This is a genomic window from Embleya sp. NBC_00896 (assembly GCF_045207785.1).
Taxonomy (GTDB): Bacteria; Actinomycetota; Actinomycetes; order Streptomycetales; family Streptomycetaceae; genus Embleya.
The window spans coordinates 4,403,462-4,420,935 of the sequence record NZ_CP108776.1 but is presented as its reverse complement, the minus strand read 5'-3'; the positions used below and the strand labels follow the sequence as shown (position 1 = coordinate 4,420,935).

The following is a 17,474-nucleotide window of genomic DNA, read 5'->3' as shown; positions in this document are numbered from 1 at the left end:
AAATAAATAGGCCGCTATGCCCCGAAGCTCTTGTTCTTGGACTTGCCCGCGAGCTTGGCCGGCAGCAGGTCGCGAGCGGGCTCGCTGTAGCCCACCGAGACGATCCGGTCACCCTCGTACGTGAAGGTCGTGAGCGACGCGAGGGAGCACTGCCGGTTGCGCGGGTCGTGCCAGAGCCGGCGACGCTCGACGAACGAGCGGGTCACCCAGATCGGCAACTGGTGGCTCACGCACACCGCCTCGTGCCCGCGCGCGGCGTCGCGGGCCGCGCCGAGCGCGCCCATCATCCGCACGACCTGCTCGATGTAGGGCTCGCCCCACGACGGCTTGAACGGGTTGGTGAGGTGCTTCCAGTGGTTCGGGTTCTTCAGCGAACCGTCGCCGACCCCGAAGGTCTTGCCCTGGAAGATGTTCTCCGCCTCGATCAGCCTCTCGTCGGTCGCGATCTCCAGGCCGTGCCGGAGGCCGATCGGCGCGGCGGTCTCCTGGGCGCGCTCCAGCGGGGACGACACCACGTGGGTGATGTCGCGCTCCGCGAGGTGGTCGGCGACCCGCTCGGCCATCTTCAGGCCGAGGTCCGACAGGTGGTAGTCGGGCAGGCGGCCGTACAGGATTCCGTGCGGGTTGTGCACCTCGCCGTGGCGCATGAGGTGGACGATCGTCACGTCGCTGTTGTTCTGCGGCTTCTGAGCCATCGTCAGTTCTCCTGGGCACTCGCTGCGGCGCGGGCTGCGGCCGGCAGCGCGTCGAGGATACGGTTCACGGCCGCGTCGTCGTGGGCGGCCGACAGGAACCACGCCTCGTACGCGCTCGGGGGCAGGTACACGCCGGCGTCCAGCATCGCGTGGAAGAACGCCGAGAAGCGGAACGCGTCCTGCGTCCGCGCCTGGTCGTAGTCGTGCACCGGCTGATCGGTGAAGAAGATCGAGAACATGTTCCCGGCGGTGGACACCGTGTGCGCGACGCCCTCCTTGCCGAGCGCCGCGGACACCTCCGTGCGCAGCGCGAGCGAGACCCGGTCGAGGTGCCGGTACACCGCGTCGGTGCAGTGTCGCAGCGTGGTGACGCCGGCGGCGGTGGCGACCGGGTTCCCGGAGAGCGTGCCGGCCTGGTAGACGGGACCGAGCGGCGCGAGGTGGGCCATCACGTCGGAGCGCCCGCCGAACGCGGCGGCCGGGAAGCCGCCGCCCATCACCTTGCCGAAGGTCAGCAGGTCGGGCACCACGCCCTCGATGCCGAACCAGCCCGCCTTGGACACCCGGAAGCCGGTCATCACCTCGTCGGACACGAACAGCGCGCCGTGTCGCTCGCACAGCTCCTTCAGGCCCGCGTTGAAGCCCGGGCGGGGCGTGACCACGCCCATGTTGCCCGGCGCGGCCTCGGTGATCACACACGCGATCTCGTCGCCGTGCACGGCGAACGCCGACTCGACGGCGGCGAGGTCGTTGTACGGCAGCACGATCGTGTCGGCCGCCGAGGCCCCGGTCACCCCGGGCGTGTCGGGCAGCGCGAAGGTCGCGAGTCCGGAGCCGGCCGCGGCCAGGAGCGCGTCGACGTGGCCGTGGTAGCAGCCGGCGAACTTCACGATCTTGGCCCGGCCGGTGAAGCCGCGCGCGAGTCGGATCGCCGACATCGTGGCCTCGGTGCCCGAGCTGACCAGGCGGACCTGCTCGACGGGCGCGATCCGGGACACGATCTCCTCGGCGAGTTCGACCTCGCCCGCGCCCGGCGTACCGAACGACGTGCCGCGCGCGACGGCCTGCTGGACGGCCTCCTGCACGGCGGGGTGCGCGTGGCCGAGGATCATCGGTCCCCACGAGCACACCAGGTCCACGTATTCGCGGCCGTCCGCGTCGGTCAGGTACGGGCCGCGGCCCGAGACCATGAAGCGGGGTGTGCCGCCGACCGCGCGGAAGGCACGCACCGGCGAGTTGACCCCGCCGGGGGTGACGGCCCGCGCACGCGCGAACAGGGCGGCGGAAACGGGTGCGGGGTTCTCGTTGGCAGAGCTCACCCCGTCATGCTCTCAAACAAACCGAGCCGCCCCGTCCGGGGCTCGACGCGCCGAGGGAGCGAGGTGCGGTCCCCGCCGCTCGCGGGGAGGAAGCGGGGTGCGCGGACCAACCGCATGGACACCCGACATGCCCCGAACCGATCCGCGTTCGTTCCCGGGGATCCGCCAACCGAAACCGGGCGGGGGGAGCAGTATGATCGGGTCACCCGGACCCGTACCCACGGGTGAGGCATGTCCGGCGGGGTGCAGCACGACGATCGGGGTGCGCGCGTGGCGGCGAGAACACGTCGAAGTGGGCGGTCCGGGCGACACCACCGGATAGCCGGCGGTCTCGTACCGGTGCTCGCGACGCTGTTGATGGCCACGACGGCCGCGTGCGGCGGGGATTCCGGCGACGGGAAGTCGGGAATCGAGGGCGCGCTCGACGCCGTTCGCGACGACACCTCGACCCGGGCCTGGTTCGAGTACGCCGACACGGCCGCGATCGTCAAGGCCAACGGCGGTCTCGATGCCGCGGGGCCCTACGGCTCGCTGCTGGGGATCGGATACCCCGATCTCGCGTCCATGCGGGAGCAGTTGCCGCCGGCCCTCGGGTTCGATCCGACGAAGTCGCGCGAGGCGTGGGTGGCCGGCCGGCCACCGGACCAAGGCGGTGTGCTGGTCGGCGGATTCGGCAAGGACGCCGTGGTCGGCAAGCTCAAGGAGCTGGGTGGCAAGCCCGATCCGGGCGACCCGAGCGTGTACCGCCTGCGACCCGACAACGAACTGAGCCTGGACGACCCGCTGGCGCAGAAACTGCCGCTCGCGACCAATCACTTCAACGCGGTCCGGGTCTCGGACAAGCAGGTCGGCTACGGCTCGACCGCGCGGGCCGCCAACCTCACGCGCGGCGGCGCCCACCTGGGCGACGACGCGAGCCTGCGGGCGTTGACGAGTTGCCTCGACAACCCGCTGACGGCGGTGCTCACCGACCGGGTCGGCGGCGGCGAGAAGGCGAACGGGCCGCGGCTCGCGGTCGGTGTGCGGGGCAAGGCCGGTGCGCCGGGCACGGAGGTGCTGTGCGTCGCGACGGCGTCGGCTCCGGCCGCCAAGGCCGAGGCCGATCGGCTGCGCGCGCTGCTCGGCGGCGGCGGCACGACCGCGTCGGGTGTGCCGTGGAACACGGTGCTCGCCGACGTGCGCGCCGAGGTGGTCGGCGAGAACGTGGTCAAGATCACCGCGCGTCCCTCGGGTCGAGTGCGAACGGGTGTACTCCTCAAGGCGTTGAACGACATGTCGCTCGGTCTGGTGTTCGCGGACGGACCACCTGGCCGGGAGTCCTGACGCATGCCAGGGCAGGACCGGTTCCGAGTGGTGCACACCTGTTACCCAACCGCGGTACGGGATGCCCGGGCGACCTGCGACGATCTTCAACGAGTCCCGTCGACAACCGACCGGACAAAGACAAGCGAGCAGGGAGCGATGGCGTCGGGCGCCACGGGTGTGCGCACGTGTCACGGAGCCGACCTTCGTCGGGAGGTGCACACGTGGGCGTGACATACGAATACTTCGGCGCACCCGATCGCGCGACCGCCGCCCGGGTGCCGCCGCTGATCGATCCGACCGACACGGTCGAACGACCCAGCAATTCCTACGTGTCCTTCGTGAAGCCGGAGACGGTCAGCGCGATGGTGCTGTCACTGCTCGGGGACACCCCGCAGGACGCGACGCCGCCGCTGGAGTTGGTGGTGCTGCACCCCGCGCACGCGGTGATGCAGTTGCCGCCGATGCTGATGGACGTGCTGCGCAACGCGACCGAGGAGGAGTTGGGGGCCGCGGCCTTCATCTGGTCGACGTTCCCGGACCGTCGGGTCCCGCGCGACGCGTACCTGCTGTACCGGATGTTGCACGACTGGACGAAGTTCGCGCGCGAACTGCACCACGCCGGGCATCAGCTCTACTGCCTGATGCACTCGTGAGGCGGACGATCGCCGAACGCCTAACCCACTTGAGTTATTAACCCACGCGGTTTAACGTGCGGTCCATGACAGGGACGCACGGCGTTCCGGCGCCGGACCGCGGCGCCGGCGCACGCCTTCTGATGATCGAGGCCGCGGAACGGCTGTTCGCCGAGCGCGGGATCAACGGGGTCTCGCTGCGCGAGATCGGCGCCCAGGCGGGCCAGCGCAACACCGCCGCCGCGCGCTACCACTTCGGGTCCAAGGAGACCCTCGTGGACGCGGTCTTCCGGCATCGCATGGAGCCCGTGAACGCGCGGCGCCTGGCGATGTTGGACGAACTGGACGACGCCGGGCGGGAGAACGACCCCCGCGGTCTCGTCGAGGCGTTCCTGTACCCGCTCGCCGACATGCTCGGCGAGCCCGGCAAGCCGAGTTGGTACCTGCGCTTTTGCGTACACGCGGCCTTCGTCGAGGGCACCGCGGCGCGTGACCTGGCCCGCGAGGAGTGGACGCGCGGGGTGTACACGGTGCGCGAGCGACTGCTCGACCTGCTCGCCGAGTTGCCCGCCCGGATCCGGGACGAGCGCTGGGTGTTGCTGTCGTCGTACCTCACACACGCCCTCGCCGACCGCGAGATGGCGATCCACCACCCCGTCTCGCGCCGCCCGACCGACCGTCGGGTCTTTCTCGCGCACCTGGTCGACACCGCCGTCGCGCTCTTCCTGGCCCCGGTCTCCATCGAGACCTCGGCACTGATCGAACGGCCCCAATAGGTCCCGCACTTGCGCGACCTCGCTCCGCTTTCAGGAGGTTCGGCAATGACCGCCATCATCGAGCAGCCCACCTACGAGGACCCCACCCCCGCGGCGGCCGCCGCACTCGGGATCGAAGTCCGGCCGATGGCCGGGTACATCGGCGCCGAGATATTCGGCGTCGACCTCACCCGGCCGCAGGACGACGCGGTCGTCGCCGAGCTCCGGGCGATCTGGCTCAAGTGGAAGGTCGTCTTCTTCCGCGACCAGCACCTGACCCAGGAGCAGCACATCGCGTTCGGCCGGCAATTCGGCGAACTCGCCCCGGGACACCCGACGTTGCCGTCCGCGTTCCCCGAACACCCGGAGATCCTGCTGCTCGACAACGAGCAGCTGGGCACAGGCGGGGGCGGCAGCTTCGTGGAGAGCCGTTGGCACACCGACGTCACGTTCATCCCGAACCCGCCGACCGCCTCGATCCTGCGCGGCGTGATCGTCCCGCCCTACGGCGGCGACACCCAGTGGGCCAACCTGGCGCTCGCCTACGAGCGGCTGTCCGACCCGCTCAAGGGCCTGATCGACGGACTGCACGCGGTGCACCACAACGCGCTCCCGGTCAAGCGCGGCGAACTGCCGGGCAAGCTCGCGAAGCAGTTCCTGGGCGAGGGTCTGCGCGCGGTGCACCCGGTCGTGCGCGTGCACCCGGAGACCGGTGAGAAGGTGCTGTTCGTCAACCCGAACTTCACCAGCCACATCCTGGAGCTGACCCGCCAAGAGGGCGCGCACATCCTGGAGTTGCTCTACAAGCACATCGCCGACGCGGAGTTCGGCGTGCGCTTTCGCTGGCAGCCGGGCAGCATCGCGTTCTGGGACAACCGCGCGACCGTGCACCTGGTGCCCACCGACGTGCCTGCGGGCATGCGTCGTTCGATGCAGCGGATCACCCTGCAGGGCGTGAACTCGGTCGGCCCCGACGGCGCGCAGGCCTACGCGCTGGAGAACTGACCACCGCGCCCCCATCCACGGGTCCGACGCTCCGGTTACCTGACGGAGCGTCGGATCTGCGAGCCGGACATGAGCGACAGGTCTTGTCGGCACCACCTTTCCGACGCGATCCTGTTCTCCGGGTGGCTTTTGTGCACCACTCGCTCTGCGCCCTCGCTACATGCGAGATCGCTGTCCAAGCCGTTGGGGGACCGGCCATGCCGACCAGCAGAGATCCGATGTTCCAAGGCCGCAAGCTCCGAGCCATTTTGCGCAGGACGCGAGAGGAGGCGGGACACACCCAGCGCGAAGTCGCCTCCGAGATGGACTGGTCGCTGTCCAAGCTCATCCGGATCGAGTCCGGGCAGGTCAAGATCTCCACCACCGACCTGCGCGCCCTCCTGGCGTACTACCACGTCACGGACCGGGGCCACGTCGACGAGTTCGTCCAGATGGCCCGGGCCGCCAAGCAGCGAAGTTGGTGGTTCCCCTATCGGAACCTCATCACGCCCGAGTTCCGGGTGCTCCTCGGCTACGAGGCCGCGGCGGACGTGATGCGCACCTTCGAGCCGTTACTGGTGCCCGGTCTGCTGCAGACCGAGGAGTACGCGCGGGCCAGCCTGCAGATCGTCGGGGAGCGGGCGACCGCGCCCTTCGACGTCGAGGGCCTGGTGAGTCTTCGCCTCGAACGTCAGGAACGCATCATGCGGCCCGACGGTCAGACGATGCACTTCATCATCGACGAGGCCGTGATCCGCAGACAGGTGTACGGCCCGGTGGACGTGCGCGGTCGATCCGCCGACTCGCAGGGCCTGATGCGGGAGCAGATCCGCCGGCTCCAGGAGGTGATGGAGTGGCCCAACCTCACGTTGCGGATCGTGCCGTTCGACGTGGGGTTGTACACCCGTTCCCGGATCGCCTACGTGCTCCTGGAGTTCCCCGAGGTCGAGCAGGAGACGGTCCTGTTCATCGAGACCGTGACCGACGACGTCGTCATTCGCGAGAGCAACGACGACGAGTCCGAGCTCATCTCGCCGGTCTCGTACCTGGAGACGTTCTGGCAGCTGGAGCAGCTCGCGCCCATCGACGCGACGCCGGGCCTGCTCGAGGACGCGCTCGCGGGGCTCCGCGACCGGCGAAACACGGCCCCGCCGGCGACGGAACCACCTACCGGCCAGTAATCCGATAGCGCAAAGCGTTCTGCGTGCCCGCTCGCGGCCACGCCGCCACCTGAGAACTTACAAAGAGACACTTGGCTGATTGCGCAAGGCAACGCATAATGGCAAGTGGGTATCCGTTGCTCGATGTCGATGAGCAGCACGGCGACGCGGCGGCCACCGCGAAGTCGGACAAGAGTTGCCCCGAGGGTCACATTTGGTGACATTCGGGGCAACTTTTTATTTTCTCCGACCCCGGGCCCGCGTGGTCGATACGCCGGATATGGCGCATCCCCCTTGTTCCATGCACAATCTATTACAGGGCGCCAGCGTCGTCCCTGTCGCCCCACCATTTATCGGCGGACGACCGAACACCGAGAAAGGGGGTGAACGCGTGCAGGATGACTTCGAGCGCATGCTCCGGGTGATCTTCTTGTTGGTTGCCGTGGCCGCGGTAACCGCCGGAGCTCTGTATTACACGCTTCGAGCCGCCGGACTGCTCACTCTCATCGCGTAACGGGAACCCACGGGGCCGAGGCCCCAACGAGCGGCCTGTCGAATCAATCCGGCAGGCCGCTTCGAATATGCCGACTCAGCGCCGCGGGTCGGAAGCGGGTCGCGTGCGATCCAGGAACATCCCCCACGGCGCAGGCCCGAACGCAAGGATCGGCCCCTGCGTCGCCTTGGAATCCCTGACCAGCACGCCGTCGACGGCAGCGGCCTCGACGCAGTTGCTGGCGGCGCTGGCGCTGGACTTGCGCCAAGCGATTCCGAGCGGCCTGAACTCCGCCATGGCTTGTCCTCCAAGAGATGAACACGAATAAACATACAAACTTGCGGTGACCTCCGTCGGATCGACAAGCGAGCACGCAAGGGAACTCCACCGACCCCGGGTTCGCCGATACGGGAAGCGGGGAAAGTGTATCGCGCCGCACCAGTGTCGACGCGCACGCCTCGATCGACGCGCAAGGCATTCACTCGTCTGCTACGCGGCCTCGTCGCCATCGGCCGGAGCGCATCTCGAACAAATGCACATATCCGCTCGGCAATTCGGATGACGGCGGAAAGCCACCTGGCAGATCGACCGGTGGCGCTTTGCGTCACCGGGTTCCGATCGGCGATTCGACGATCGAACACATCCGCCCCCGGGAAACTCTACGAAATGGCCAGTCTAGGGAAAAGGAGCCGGAAACGTGTCCGGAGCCACAAGAAAAGGCGATTTCGATCTTCGGGCGATTCAGCCGACCGACCGGGTGGGGAGCACGCCGCCGGCCAGCCGGAACTCCAGGGCGTCCAGCAGCGGCCGGATCGTGCTCGCCGCGGGGGTCTTCTCGGGGCCGATGACCGTTCGGGTCACCACGCCGACCACCGCGCCGTCGCGGGCGATCCCGTAGTCCACGTACTGCGTCTGTCCGTTGACCACGCCCTGGGTGCGCCACGCGGCACCGTTCACGGCCAGATCGGTGATGTTGGTTCGGCCGCTCGCGTCCGGATTCGGCGGGTTCGTCGAGCACGGGCCGGCGAACCCCTTCGTGAAGTCCGCGCTCGCGAGCTCGGCCGTGCGCTCGTCGGGATACCGGACCAGGACCACCAGTCCGCCACCCTGCCCGTCGTGCAGGTACAGCCGCTCCTGCGCCGCGACCGCGTCCAGACCCGAGATGGTCTGCGTCGTGCACGGCCCGAGGGTGTCCCCGAACGCGGCGCGGGTGTCCGCGACGTGCCAGTTCTCGTAGGCGCCGGTGACGACCGGGAACTCCGAGGCGGCGGGATACATCGCGTCCGGGAACGGTGGCAAGGTGCTCGCGGGCGGGGTTTGCGGCGCGGGATCGGACGCGGTGGCCGACGAGGAGAGCACGGGAGTGGCCGCGGCCTCTCGGCGCCCGGGCCCGGAGTCCTCGGACACCGCGCCGTGCACGAGGGTCGCACCGCCCGCGATCACCACCAGCGAGGCCGCCGAGGCGACGATCCGGTTGCGCACGCGTCGACGCCGGACCGCGCGGTGGACAGTCTCGACCGGGGGCCTGCGGACCTGCGGTACGAGTTGCACGACGAGTTCGCGAAAACGCTCGTCGAGCAGTTGCGGGTCGGGCTCGCCGTCCGCGTTCTCCGGGCTGTGCCGCATGTCCGAACTCGCCATTCCCCACTCGATCGGCCCTTGTCGGCCGACTGGCCGGTGCACATTCGACAGGTGATCAGTTTGACGCATGGGCCGAGCACGATGGTTCCCGGCCGGGCCGGCGCTCAACCGGCCTCGCGGGTGAGCGTGCCCTGTGACGTGCTGGTGCTCACGCCGTTTCCGGGCGACACGTAGGACAGCGTCGTGGCCGACTGCTGCTTGAGTTCGACGTCGCCGTCCGCGCAGCCGGAGTTGCGGGTCAGGTGGCTGGTCAGCTTGATCCCGGAGTCCGCCGACACGGTGAGCAGCTCCAGGTCGGCCTCGCAGTCGGCCTTCTCGCCGAACAGCCCGGTCGCGGTCAGCGTGCTGACGCCGACCGTGTCGCCGACCTTTCCGCCGGTCAGCCGGACGGTGACCTCGGACCTGCCGCCGAACTGCGAGGTCGTGGTCCCCTTCCAGGTGCCGAAGTAGGCCGGCGGCAGGGTGCCCGCGCCGGTCGGCGGCTTGCCGGTGCCGGTGGCGCCGGTCGACGGACGGGACGAGTCGGTCGGTGCCGACGCGGAGGCGGACGTGCTCGGCCGACCGGAGGAGCCGGCCTGGCCAAGCGAGCCTGCCTCGTCCTTGTCGCCGTCGGACGGGAGCAGCAGCGCCGCCGCGACGGCGCCGGCGATCAGGACGGCCGCGAGCGGGAAGACCCACGGGCGCCGCCACCAGGGCCTGGCCCGCGTGTCGCTCGGCGGCGGTACGTAGGTCTCGGCCGATGGGGTCGTGGGACCGGGCGGGGTTGCGAGGCCGGGCGCGGACGCGGGGCCGGGCGGGGCGTACGAGGGTTCGGTCGGCTCGGCCGGGGTGTATCCGGACGACGTGGTCCGGTCGTCCCACGTGGGTGGCCCGGTACCGGCCGACACGAACCCGGCCGAGGCGTCCGCGACCCCGTCGTCGTCCAGTTCGAGCAGCTCGACCGCACGCCGGGACAGCGCCGTGGTCAGGTCGGCCGGCAGCCAGTTGCCCGCCACGAGGTCGGTCGTCCCCGCCGGTGCGAGCGCCGCGAGCACCTCGGCGGGCGTCGGCCGGGAGGCCGCGTGCTTGGTCATGCACGCGGCCACGATCTCGCGGAGCGAGGCGGGAAGGTCCTCCAGCCGGGGCTCCTGCGCGACGATCCGGTACATCAGGGCCTGGCCGCTGCCCTCGCCGAACGGGCCGGTGCCGGTCGCGGCGAACACCAGCACCGAGCCGAGCGAGAACACGTCGGTCGGCGGTCCGACGTCGCGCCCGTCGACCTGCTCGGGCGACATGAAGCCGGGCGATCCGACGGCGTGCCCGGTGCGGGTGAGCACCGACGCGTCCATCGCGCGCGAGATGCCGAAGTCGATCACGCGCGGCCCGTCCAGGGACAGCAGCACGTTGGAGGGCTTGATGTCACGGTGCACGAGCCCGGCCGCGTGCACCGCGGTCAGCGCCTCGGCGAGCCCGGCACCGAGCGTGCGCACGGTCGCCTCGGGCAGCGGGCCGCGCCCGGCGACCGCCTCGTACACGCTGGGGCCCGCGACGTAGCCGGTGACCACCCACGGCGTCGCGGCCTCGGTGTCGGCGTCCAGGACCGGCGCGGTCCAGGCGCCGCCGACCCGGCGGGCGGCGTCCACCTCGCGGCGGAAGCGCTCGCGAAATCCCGGGTCGTCGGCCCACTCGGAGCGCACGACCTTGATCGCGACGACTCGTCCGCCGCGGTTGCGGCCCAGGTAGACCCGACCCATGCCGCCGGCACCGAGGACGCGCAGCACGCGGTAGCCGCCGATCTGCCGCGGATCCCCGGCTTCGAGCGGTTTCACAACGCGTCCCCCTCGTCCTCCGGCAGTTGGCCAGACAATACGCGGGTGTCCGCATTTGCGGCCGCCCCGGCAGCCCGTCCGGGCCGGATCCGAGGTCCTTCCCTCGATGCCGGCCCGGGCCGGGGCCGAACCGGAACCGGGCCGGGCCGAAACGGAACCGGGCCGCGACCCGGGCTCAGAACTCGACCGGCATGGCGACCAGGCCCCGGATGAACGACGAGGGCCCGTGCACCAGCTCGGCGTCCGGGGCCAGGCGCAGGTCGGGCAGTCGGCGCAGCAGTTCCTCGAAGGCGACCCGGATCTCCAGGCGCGCGAGCGAGGAGCCCAGGCAAAAGTGCGGTCCGGTGCCGAACGCGATGTGCTGGTTGGGCGTGCGGAACGCGTCGAAGCGCTCGGGGTCGGCGAACACCTCGGTGTCCCGGTTGGCGGCCCCGTAGAGCATCATCACGGTCGAATCGGCCGGGATCACCGTCCCGTGCAGTTCCACGTCACGTGTCGTGTGTCGGGCCATGTTGACCACCGGGGACACCCAGCGCAGCGATTCCTCGACGGCCGACGGGATCAGCGTCGGGTCCGCGCGCAGCGCGGCGAGTTGGTCGGGGTTGGCCAGCAGCGCGGCGATGCCGCCGGATATCACGTTACGGGTGGTCTCGTTGCCGCCCACGAGCAGCAGCAGGGATTCACCGATCAGCTCGTCGAAGGACAGCTTCCCGCCGTCGATCTCGGCGTCGACCAGAATCCCGATCAGGTCGTCGGAGGGGGTCTTGCGCCGGTCCTCGATCACCTGCGTGGTGTAGGCGACGTATTCGGCGAACGCCTCGCCCGCCTTGTGGCTCATCTCGCCGCCGTCGGACAGCATCACCATGACGTCGGCCCAGTGCTGGAGCTGGTCGCGGTGCTCGGCGCCGACCCCGAGCATCTCGCCGATCAGCGTCATCGGCAGCGGCGCGGAGAACTGGCGGACCAGGTCGGCGCTGCGGCCGCCCTCGATCATCCGGTCGATCAGCGTCGTGACGATGTCCCGGACGTGGTCCTCCATCGCCGCGATCTGCCGGGGTGTGAAGCCCTTGGAGACCAGCTTGCGGCGGCGGTAGTGGGTGGGGTCGTCGGCGTCGATCATCGAGGGCTGCGGGTATCCGATCGGACGCGAGCCCTTGGCCGACGAGAACAGCTCGGGATTGCGCTCGGCCCAGGACAGGTCGGCGTGCCGGGTCAGCCCCCACACGCCGGCGCGTTCGCTGTAGTAGACCGGCGCGTTCGCGCGCAGCCAGGCGTAGTCGGCGTAGGGGTCACCGGCGTACCAGTCGCGGTCGAGCAGGTGGATGTCCCGCGTGGTGGGAGCCGTCATGGCAAGCCTCCGATGTGGTCACGTGTCGAGCGGAACGAAGAGTCGGACAGCGGTGCGCATCAGGTCCTGGACCTCGTCGAGCGCGCGGCCGCGGGCGGTGAGACTGACCAGCCCGGAGAGCAGGACGTGGCCGAGCACCGTCTCGATGTCGCGGCGCCGGGCCGGATCGGTCCCGCTTTCGTCGTCGCCGGCCTCGCCGAACGCGAGCCCGGTGATCCGGTGGATGCTCTGGTGGAACGTCTCCTGCGACTGGCCGGCGGACGGGTCCGGCGCGGTCGCGGCCTGCACGACGGCCTCGGTCAGCAGCCGGTTCTCCGCGCTCACCTCGACGATCCGACACAACAGCGCGGCGAGCCGCCCGGCCGGGTCGGCGGGCAGCGGTTGCCGGGCGAGTTCGTCCGAGAGCTCGCCGATCCACAGCGCCGACACCTCGCTGAGGAGGTGGTTCTTCGAGGTGAAGTAGCGGTACACGGTCGCCCGGGCCACCCCCGCGCGATCCGCGACGTCGTGCATCGTCACGGCGGCGTAGCCCCCCACGAGCGCGAGGTCGCACGCGGCGCGCACCAGTCGCTCGCGGCGCGCCTGTTGGTCGCGGGTGAGCGACCTGGTGAGAGTGATCGTCGAGCTGGTGCGGGGTTCGGCCACGGCTGAGCCTGTCCTCTGGGTTGTGCGTTCGGGAACTGTGCGGTGCGGGCTTTCAACCGGGTGCTGCGACTGGTTCCGCGGTGATCTTGCCTACGGATGAGACGGAAGTCTAGTCTGACGTCTCGTCAGATCCAGTGAGAACGTGTTCCAGTAATTTCCGGGTGACACCGGGGCCCGATCGAACGCCGGAGACGCCGTGACCGCCAGAAAAGGACCGCTCGCGGGAATCCGCGTGGTGGAGTTCGTCGGCCTCGGGCCGGGCCCGTTCTGCGGGATGCTGCTCGCCGACCTGGGCGCCGAGGTGCTGCGGATCGACCGCGCCGCCGACGCCCGCAAGGGCTACACCAAGCCGCCGCGCAATCCGATGAACCGCGGCAAGCACTCGATCGCGGTCGACCTCAAGCACCCGGACGGCGTCGCGCTCGCGCTGCGCCTGGTGGAGGGCGCCGACGCGCTGATCGAGCCGTTCCGGCCGGGCGTCATGGAGCGGCTGGGGCTGGGCCCCGACGTGTGCGCCGAGCGCAATCCGCGGCTCGTCTACGGGCGGCTCACCGGCTGGGGCCAGACCGGCCCGCTCGCCTCGGCCGCCGGGCACGACATCGACTACATCGCGCTGGCCGGGATGCTGGAGCCGATCGGCCGGGCCGGCCAACCGCCGAGCATCCCGCTCAACCTGGTCGGCGACTTCGGCGGCGGCGGACTGCTGCTCGCCTTCGGCCTGGTCGCGGCGCTGCTGGAGGCCGCCCGTTCGGGGCGGGGCCAGGTGGTGGACGCCGCGATGATCGACGGCGCCGCGGCGCTGGGCGCGACCTGGTTCACGATGGGGGCGGCCGGGATGCTCGGGCCGCGCGGGACGAACATGCTCGACGGCGGCGCGCCGTTCTACGACGTGTACGAGACCTCGGACGCCCGGTACGTCGCGGTCGGCGCGATCGAGCCGCGGTTCTGGGCCGAGTTGATCCACCGGCTCGGGCTCACCGAGGACCCGGTCTTCGCCGACCTCGCGAAGCAGCACGACCCGGCGCACTGGCCCGCGATGAAGGCCCGGCTCGGCGAGGTGTTCGCGGGCCGCACCCGCGACGCGTGGTGCGAGCTGCTCGAAGGCACCGAGACGTGCTTCGCGCCGGTGCTCTCCCCCGCCGAGGCCCCCACGCACCCGCACCACGTCGCGCGCGGGACGTTCCTGCACGCCGACGGGCTGCCCGAGCCCGCGCCCGCGCCGCGCTTCTCCCGGACCCCCGCCGCGGTGCCCGACCGGCCCGTCCACCCGGGCCCGGCCGAGCAGGGCGGCGACACCGACACCGCACTCACCGCGTGGGGCGTCCCCGAGGCCGAGATCACACGCCTCCGGGATGCCGGCGCGGTCGTCTGACGCAACGTCACGACCCGGTGGACGCAGTAGACGTGTAGATGCGCGCAGGCAAGCACAGGCAGTACAGGCAGCACAGGCAGTAGCGGCAACAGAGGCAGCAGCGGCAGCAAAACGAAGGGGCTCCATGGAACTTCACGAGGCGCTGTACACAACCCGCGCGATGCGCAGGGTCAAGCCGGACCCCGTCCCGCAGGACGTCCAGGCCCGCATCCTGGACGCGGCGGTGCGTGCCCCCAGCGGCGGCAACACCCAGGGCTGGCGCTTCCTGCTGGTGGACGACCCGGGCGTCAAGGACCGGCTCGGTCCCCTGTACCGGGACGCCATGGACGCCCTGTGGAAGACCATCTACGCACCGCGCGTGGCCGCCGCCGAGGCCGATCCCGACAGCGCGGAGAGCAGGTCGTTCATCCGCGTCCGGCGCTCGTCGCAATGGCTCGCGGACAACTTCGAGCGGATCCCGCTGTTCATGTTCGGCTTCACCCGGCACGACCCCACCGGCGGCTCGATCTTCCCGGCGGTGTGGAGCGCGATGCTCGCCGCGCGTGCCGAGGGTGTGGGCACGGCGCTGACCGCGGTGCTGGGGATCTCGCACCGGGACGCCGTCCTGGAGGTGCTCGGGGTACCGGCCGGCGAGGGCTGGCACATGGCGTGCTGCGTGTCGTTCGGGTATCCGACCGGCAAGTGGGGGGTCGCGCCCAGGACCTCGGCGCACGAGGTCGCGTATCGCAACACGTGGGGCGAGCCGATCGGGTTCGAGGTAGCGCAGCCGCTGTGGCCCGCGGACGGCGCCGCGTACGCCCCCGCCCCCGCCCCGGTCGAAGGAGACGTCAAGTGACACGTGCCGACCTGCCGCTGAAGGACTCGGTGGCGCTGGTGACCGGCGGCGGCAGCGGGATCGGGCTCGGCTGCGCGCTGCGGTTCGCGGCCGACGGCGCGCACGTCGTGATCGCCGGCCGCAGCCTCGATCGACTGCGCGGCGCGGTGACCGAGATCGAACGGGTCGCGGCGGCCGGCGTGCGGGTCGCGTACGCCGTGACGGATGTGACCGACGAGGCGCAGGTCGAGGCCGCGGTGGCGCAGGCCGCCGGGCTCGGGCCGCTGCGCGCGGTGGTCGCGTCGGCCGGCGGCAACACCACGATGGGTCCACTGACCCAGATGGACACCGCCAAGTGGCGCGACACGGTCGAACTGAACGTCACCGGCACGATGCTCGTGCTCAAGCACACCGCCCGGCTGATGGCGGGGGCGGGCGGCGGGTCGTTCGTGGCGATCTCCTCGATCGCGTCCTCGAACACGCACCGCTGGTTCGGCGCCTACGGCGTGAGCAAGGCCGGCATCGACCACCTGGTCAAGCTCGCGGCCGACGAACTGGGCGCGAGCGGGGTACGGGTCAACAGCATCCTGCCGGGCCTGGTCGCGACCGACATGGTCGACGCGGTCACCCAGGGCGGCCCCGTGCTCGACGACTACATGGCGTGCACGCCGCTGGGCCGGGTCGGACAGACCGAGGACATCGCCTCGCTCGCGGCCTTCCTGGTGGGTCCGGAGTCCACCTGGATCACCGGCCAGAACATCAACGTGGACGGCGGACACCACCTGCGCCGCGGCCCGGACTTCCGGGCCTTCCTGGAGCCGGTCTTCGGCGCCGACGGGCTGCGCGGGATCGTCGCGCCCGCACCTGCTGCCGAAGGGAACTGACGATGACTCAGCGCGTTTTCAATCTGGCGGACCTCTTCGAGGTCGTGGTGGACGCCTGTCCGGATCGCCTCGCGCTGATCGCGGGCGACGTGCGCCTGACGTACGCGGAACTGGACGCCCGGGCCAATCGGGTCGCGCACGCCTTCACGACGGCGGGCCTCGCCCCCGGCGACCACATCGGCATCTACTCGCGCAACCGGGCCGAGTGGCTGGAGGCGATGATCGGCGCGTTCAAGGCGCGGATGGTGCCGATCAACATCAACTACCGGTACGTGGAAGACGAACTGCGGTACATCGTCGACAACGCCGACCTGGTGGGACTGGTCGTCGAGCGCGGCTACCTGCCGAAGGTCGCGGCCGTGCGCGCCGACGCGCCCGCGTTGGCGCACGTGTTCGTGCTCGCGGACGAGTTCGACGAGAAGCTCGACGACACGATCGAGTACGAGGCGGCGCTCGCGACCGAGAGCGGCACCCGCGACTTCGGGCCGCGCTCCCCCGACGACCGGTACATGGTCTACACGGGCGGCACCACCGGCTTCCCCAAGGGTGTCGAATGGCGCTCGCACGACATCTTCTGCTCGGCGATGGGCGGCGGGAACTTCGGCGGCGAGCCGATCGAGAAGCCGGAGCTGCTCGCCCGAAAGGCCGAGGGCGCGCCGCTGGTCCAGATGCTGACCACGCCGCTCATGCACGGCAACGGCCAGTGGGTCACCTGGATCACGCTGTTCAGCGCGGGCACGGCGGTGATGTGGACCGGTCTGCGCTACGACCCGGCGGAGATCCTGCGCACCATCGAGCGCGAGGGCTGCGTGACGATGATGCTGGTCGGCGACGCGATGGCGCGGCCGATCGCGGACGAGCTGGAGAGCGGCGCGTACGACGTCCGGACGCTCAAGGTGATCGGCTCCGGGGGCGCGCTGCTGTCGCCGTCGGTCAAGGCCCAGCTGACCCGGCTGATCCCGGGCCTGTACATCTCCGACAGCTTCGGCGCCTCGGAGTTCGGCGCGGGCAGCTCGCAGACCGCCGGCGGCCGGTTCCCGCTCAAGCCGAAGACGGCGGTCCTGGGCGAGGACCTGCGCCCGGTGGGCGTGGGCGAGAGCGGCCGGTTGGCGCGGACCGGCTACATCCCGATCGGCTACTACAAGGACCCGGTCAAGACGGCGGACACGTTCCACGTCGACCCCGACGGGGTGCGCTGGGTCGTCCCCGGCGACTTCGCGCGGATCGAGGACGACGGCGACGTGACGCTGCTCGGGCGCGGCTCGGTGTGCATCAACACCGGCGGCGAGAAGGTCTTCCCGGAGGAGGTCGAGGGCGTCCTCAAGGCGCACGCGGCGGTGTACGACGCGGTCGTGGTCGGCCTCCCCGACCCGCGCTTCGGCGAGCGGGTGGCGGCGGTCGTGTCGCTGCGCGAGGGCCACGCGCTGACCATCGAGGAGCTGGCCGAGCACGCGCGTGGGCAGATCGCGGGCTACAAGATTCCGCGCGACCTGGTCGTGGTCGCCGAGGTGCCGCGGACGCCGGCGGGCAAGCCGGACTACCGGTGGGCCAAGACGACGGCCGCGGCGGCGCCGTCGGCCTGAGGGCATGCGGTCCGCGGTTGCCGGCCGGGGCGGGAT

The 17,474-nt window shown here is 70.8% G+C and carries 16 protein-coding genes; 9 read left to right on the top strand and 7 right to left on the bottom strand.

Going from position 1 to position 17,474, the window contains the following annotated elements:
* Nucleotides 1–14 precede the first annotated feature (14 nt).
* Both OG928_RS20175 and hemL read right to left on the bottom strand, forming a co-directional pair.
* Complete coding sequence (locus OG928_RS20175) at nucleotides 15–695, bottom strand: histidine phosphatase family protein (RefSeq protein ID WP_406285713.1); 681 nt, start codon at nucleotides 693–695, stop codon at nucleotides 15–17.
* A 2-nt stretch (nucleotides 696–697) separates the two neighbouring features.
* Nucleotides 698–2,014 (bottom strand): glutamate-1-semialdehyde 2,1-aminomutase, encoded by a 1,317-nt coding sequence (gene hemL, locus OG928_RS20170; protein ID WP_406285711.1) that lies wholly within the window; start codon nucleotides 2,012–2,014, stop codon nucleotides 698–700.
* A gap of 357 nt (nucleotides 2,015–2,371) precedes the next feature.
* On the opposite strand from hemL, the gene OG928_RS20165 reads away from it, so the two are divergent.
* From OG928_RS20165 to OG928_RS20145, 5 genes are all read left to right on the top strand, one after another.
* Nucleotides 2,372–3,337 (top strand): hypothetical protein, encoded by a 966-nt coding sequence (locus OG928_RS20165; RefSeq protein ID WP_406285708.1) that lies wholly within the window; start codon nucleotides 2,372–2,374, stop codon nucleotides 3,335–3,337.
* A gap of 203 nt (nucleotides 3,338–3,540) precedes the next feature.
* The gene (locus OG928_RS20160) at nucleotides 3,541–3,972 is read left to right on the top strand and encodes a hypothetical protein (protein ID WP_020556484.1); all 432 of its coding nucleotides are present in this window, start codon (nucleotides 3,541–3,543) and stop codon (nucleotides 3,970–3,972) included.
* A 65-nt stretch (nucleotides 3,973–4,037) separates the two neighbouring features.
* On the top strand, nucleotides 4,038–4,727 hold the full coding sequence (locus OG928_RS20155) for a TetR/AcrR family transcriptional regulator (protein WP_406285706.1): 690 nt from the start codon (nucleotides 4,038–4,040) through the stop codon (nucleotides 4,725–4,727).
* Nucleotides 4,728–4,772: 45 nt separating this feature from the next.
* On the top strand, nucleotides 4,773–5,711 hold the full coding sequence (locus OG928_RS20150) for a TauD/TfdA dioxygenase family protein (protein ID WP_406285703.1): 939 nt from the start codon (nucleotides 4,773–4,775) through the stop codon (nucleotides 5,709–5,711).
* Nucleotides 5,712–5,908: 197 nt separating this feature from the next.
* Nucleotides 5,909–6,871: a helix-turn-helix domain-containing protein gene (locus OG928_RS20145; RefSeq protein ID WP_406285701.1), complete on the top strand. Its 963-nt coding sequence runs from the start codon at nucleotides 5,909–5,911 to the stop codon at nucleotides 6,869–6,871.
* A 568-nt stretch (nucleotides 6,872–7,439) separates the two neighbouring features.
* On the opposite strand, the gene OG928_RS20140 is transcribed toward OG928_RS20145, so the two are convergent.
* From OG928_RS20140 to OG928_RS20120, 5 genes are all read right to left on the bottom strand, one after another.
* Entirely contained in the window at nucleotides 7,440–7,640 is a 201-nt protein-coding gene (locus OG928_RS20140; protein ID WP_406285699.1) for a DUF397 domain-containing protein, read from the bottom strand.
* Between the two features lie 444 nt (nucleotides 7,641–8,084).
* Entirely contained in the window at nucleotides 8,085–8,984 is a 900-nt protein-coding gene (locus OG928_RS20135) for a hypothetical protein (protein ID WP_406285697.1), read from the bottom strand.
* A gap of 104 nt (nucleotides 8,985–9,088) precedes the next feature.
* Nucleotides 9,089–10,792 carry a serine/threonine protein kinase gene (locus OG928_RS20130; protein ID WP_406285695.1) on the bottom strand — a complete coding sequence of 568 codons (1,704 nt, stop codon included), beginning with the start codon at nucleotides 10,790–10,792 and terminating at the stop codon, nucleotides 9,089–9,091.
* A 175-nt stretch (nucleotides 10,793–10,967) separates the two neighbouring features.
* Complete coding sequence (locus tag OG928_RS20125) at nucleotides 10,968–12,140, bottom strand: cytochrome P450 (RefSeq protein ID WP_406285693.1); 1,173 nt, start codon at nucleotides 12,138–12,140, stop codon at nucleotides 10,968–10,970.
* Between the two features lie 18 nt (nucleotides 12,141–12,158).
* On the bottom strand, nucleotides 12,159–12,785 hold the full coding sequence (locus OG928_RS20120; RefSeq protein WP_406285691.1) for a TetR/AcrR family transcriptional regulator: 627 nt from the start codon (nucleotides 12,783–12,785) through the stop codon (nucleotides 12,159–12,161).
* A 196-nt stretch (nucleotides 12,786–12,981) separates the two neighbouring features.
* On the opposite strand from OG928_RS20120, the gene OG928_RS20115 reads away from it, so the two are divergent.
* The 4 genes from OG928_RS20115 to OG928_RS20100 all read left to right on the top strand — a co-directional run bounded on the left by OG928_RS20115 (nucleotide 12,982) and on the right by OG928_RS20100 (nucleotide 17,438).
* Nucleotides 12,982–14,157, top strand: a complete 1,176-nt coding sequence (locus OG928_RS20115) for a CaiB/BaiF CoA transferase family protein (protein WP_406285689.1) — start codon at nucleotides 12,982–12,984, stop codon at nucleotides 14,155–14,157.
* Between the two features lie 124 nt (nucleotides 14,158–14,281).
* A complete protein-coding gene (locus OG928_RS20110; RefSeq protein ID WP_406285688.1) occupies nucleotides 14,282–14,992 on the top strand; it encodes a nitroreductase family protein in 711 nt (236 codons plus the stop codon).
* Entirely contained in the window at nucleotides 14,989–15,855 is an 867-nt protein-coding gene (locus tag OG928_RS20105; RefSeq protein WP_406285686.1) for an SDR family oxidoreductase, read from the top strand. The genes OG928_RS20110 and OG928_RS20105 overlap by 4 nt, the downstream gene beginning before the upstream one ends.
* 2 nt (nucleotides 15,856–15,857) lie before the next feature.
* Nucleotides 15,858–17,438: an acyl-CoA synthetase gene (locus tag OG928_RS20100; protein ID WP_406285684.1), complete on the top strand. Its 1,581-nt coding sequence runs from the start codon at nucleotides 15,858–15,860 to the stop codon at nucleotides 17,436–17,438.
* Nucleotides 17,439–17,474: the final 36 nt, after the last annotated feature.

Bases quoted from the DNA above. Each gene is read 5' to 3' on its own strand.
- OG928_RS20175 (WP_406285713.1), bottom strand. From the start codon at position 695: ATGGCTCAGAAGCCGCAGAACAACAGCGACGTGACGATCGTCCACCTC.
- OG928_RS20150 (WP_406285703.1), top strand. From the start codon at position 4,773: ATGACCGCCATCATCGAGCAGCCCACCTACGAGGACCCCACCCCCGCG.
- OG928_RS20110 (WP_406285688.1), top strand. From the start codon at position 14,282: ATGGAACTTCACGAGGCGCTGTACACAACCCGCGCGATGCGCAGGGTC.
- OG928_RS20165 (WP_406285708.1), top strand. From the start codon at position 2,372: ATGGCCACGACGGCCGCGTGCGGCGGGGATTCCGGCGACGGGAAGTCG.
- OG928_RS20145 (WP_406285701.1), top strand. From the start codon at position 5,909: ATGCCGACCAGCAGAGATCCGATGTTCCAAGGCCGCAAGCTCCGAGCC.
- OG928_RS20135 (WP_406285697.1), bottom strand. From the start codon at position 8,984: ATGGCGAGTTCGGACATGCGGCACAGCCCGGAGAACGCGGACGGCGAG.
- OG928_RS20100 (WP_406285684.1), top strand. From the start codon at position 15,858: ATGACTCAGCGCGTTTTCAATCTGGCGGACCTCTTCGAGGTCGTGGTG.
- OG928_RS20140 (WP_406285699.1), bottom strand. From the start codon at position 7,640: ATGGCGGAGTTCAGGCCGCTCGGAATCGCTTGGCGCAAGTCCAGCGCC.
- OG928_RS20155 (WP_406285706.1), top strand. From the start codon at position 4,038: ATGACAGGGACGCACGGCGTTCCGGCGCCGGACCGCGGCGCCGGCGCA.
- OG928_RS20125 (WP_406285693.1), bottom strand. From the start codon at position 12,140: ATGACGGCTCCCACCACGCGGGACATCCACCTGCTCGACCGCGACTGG.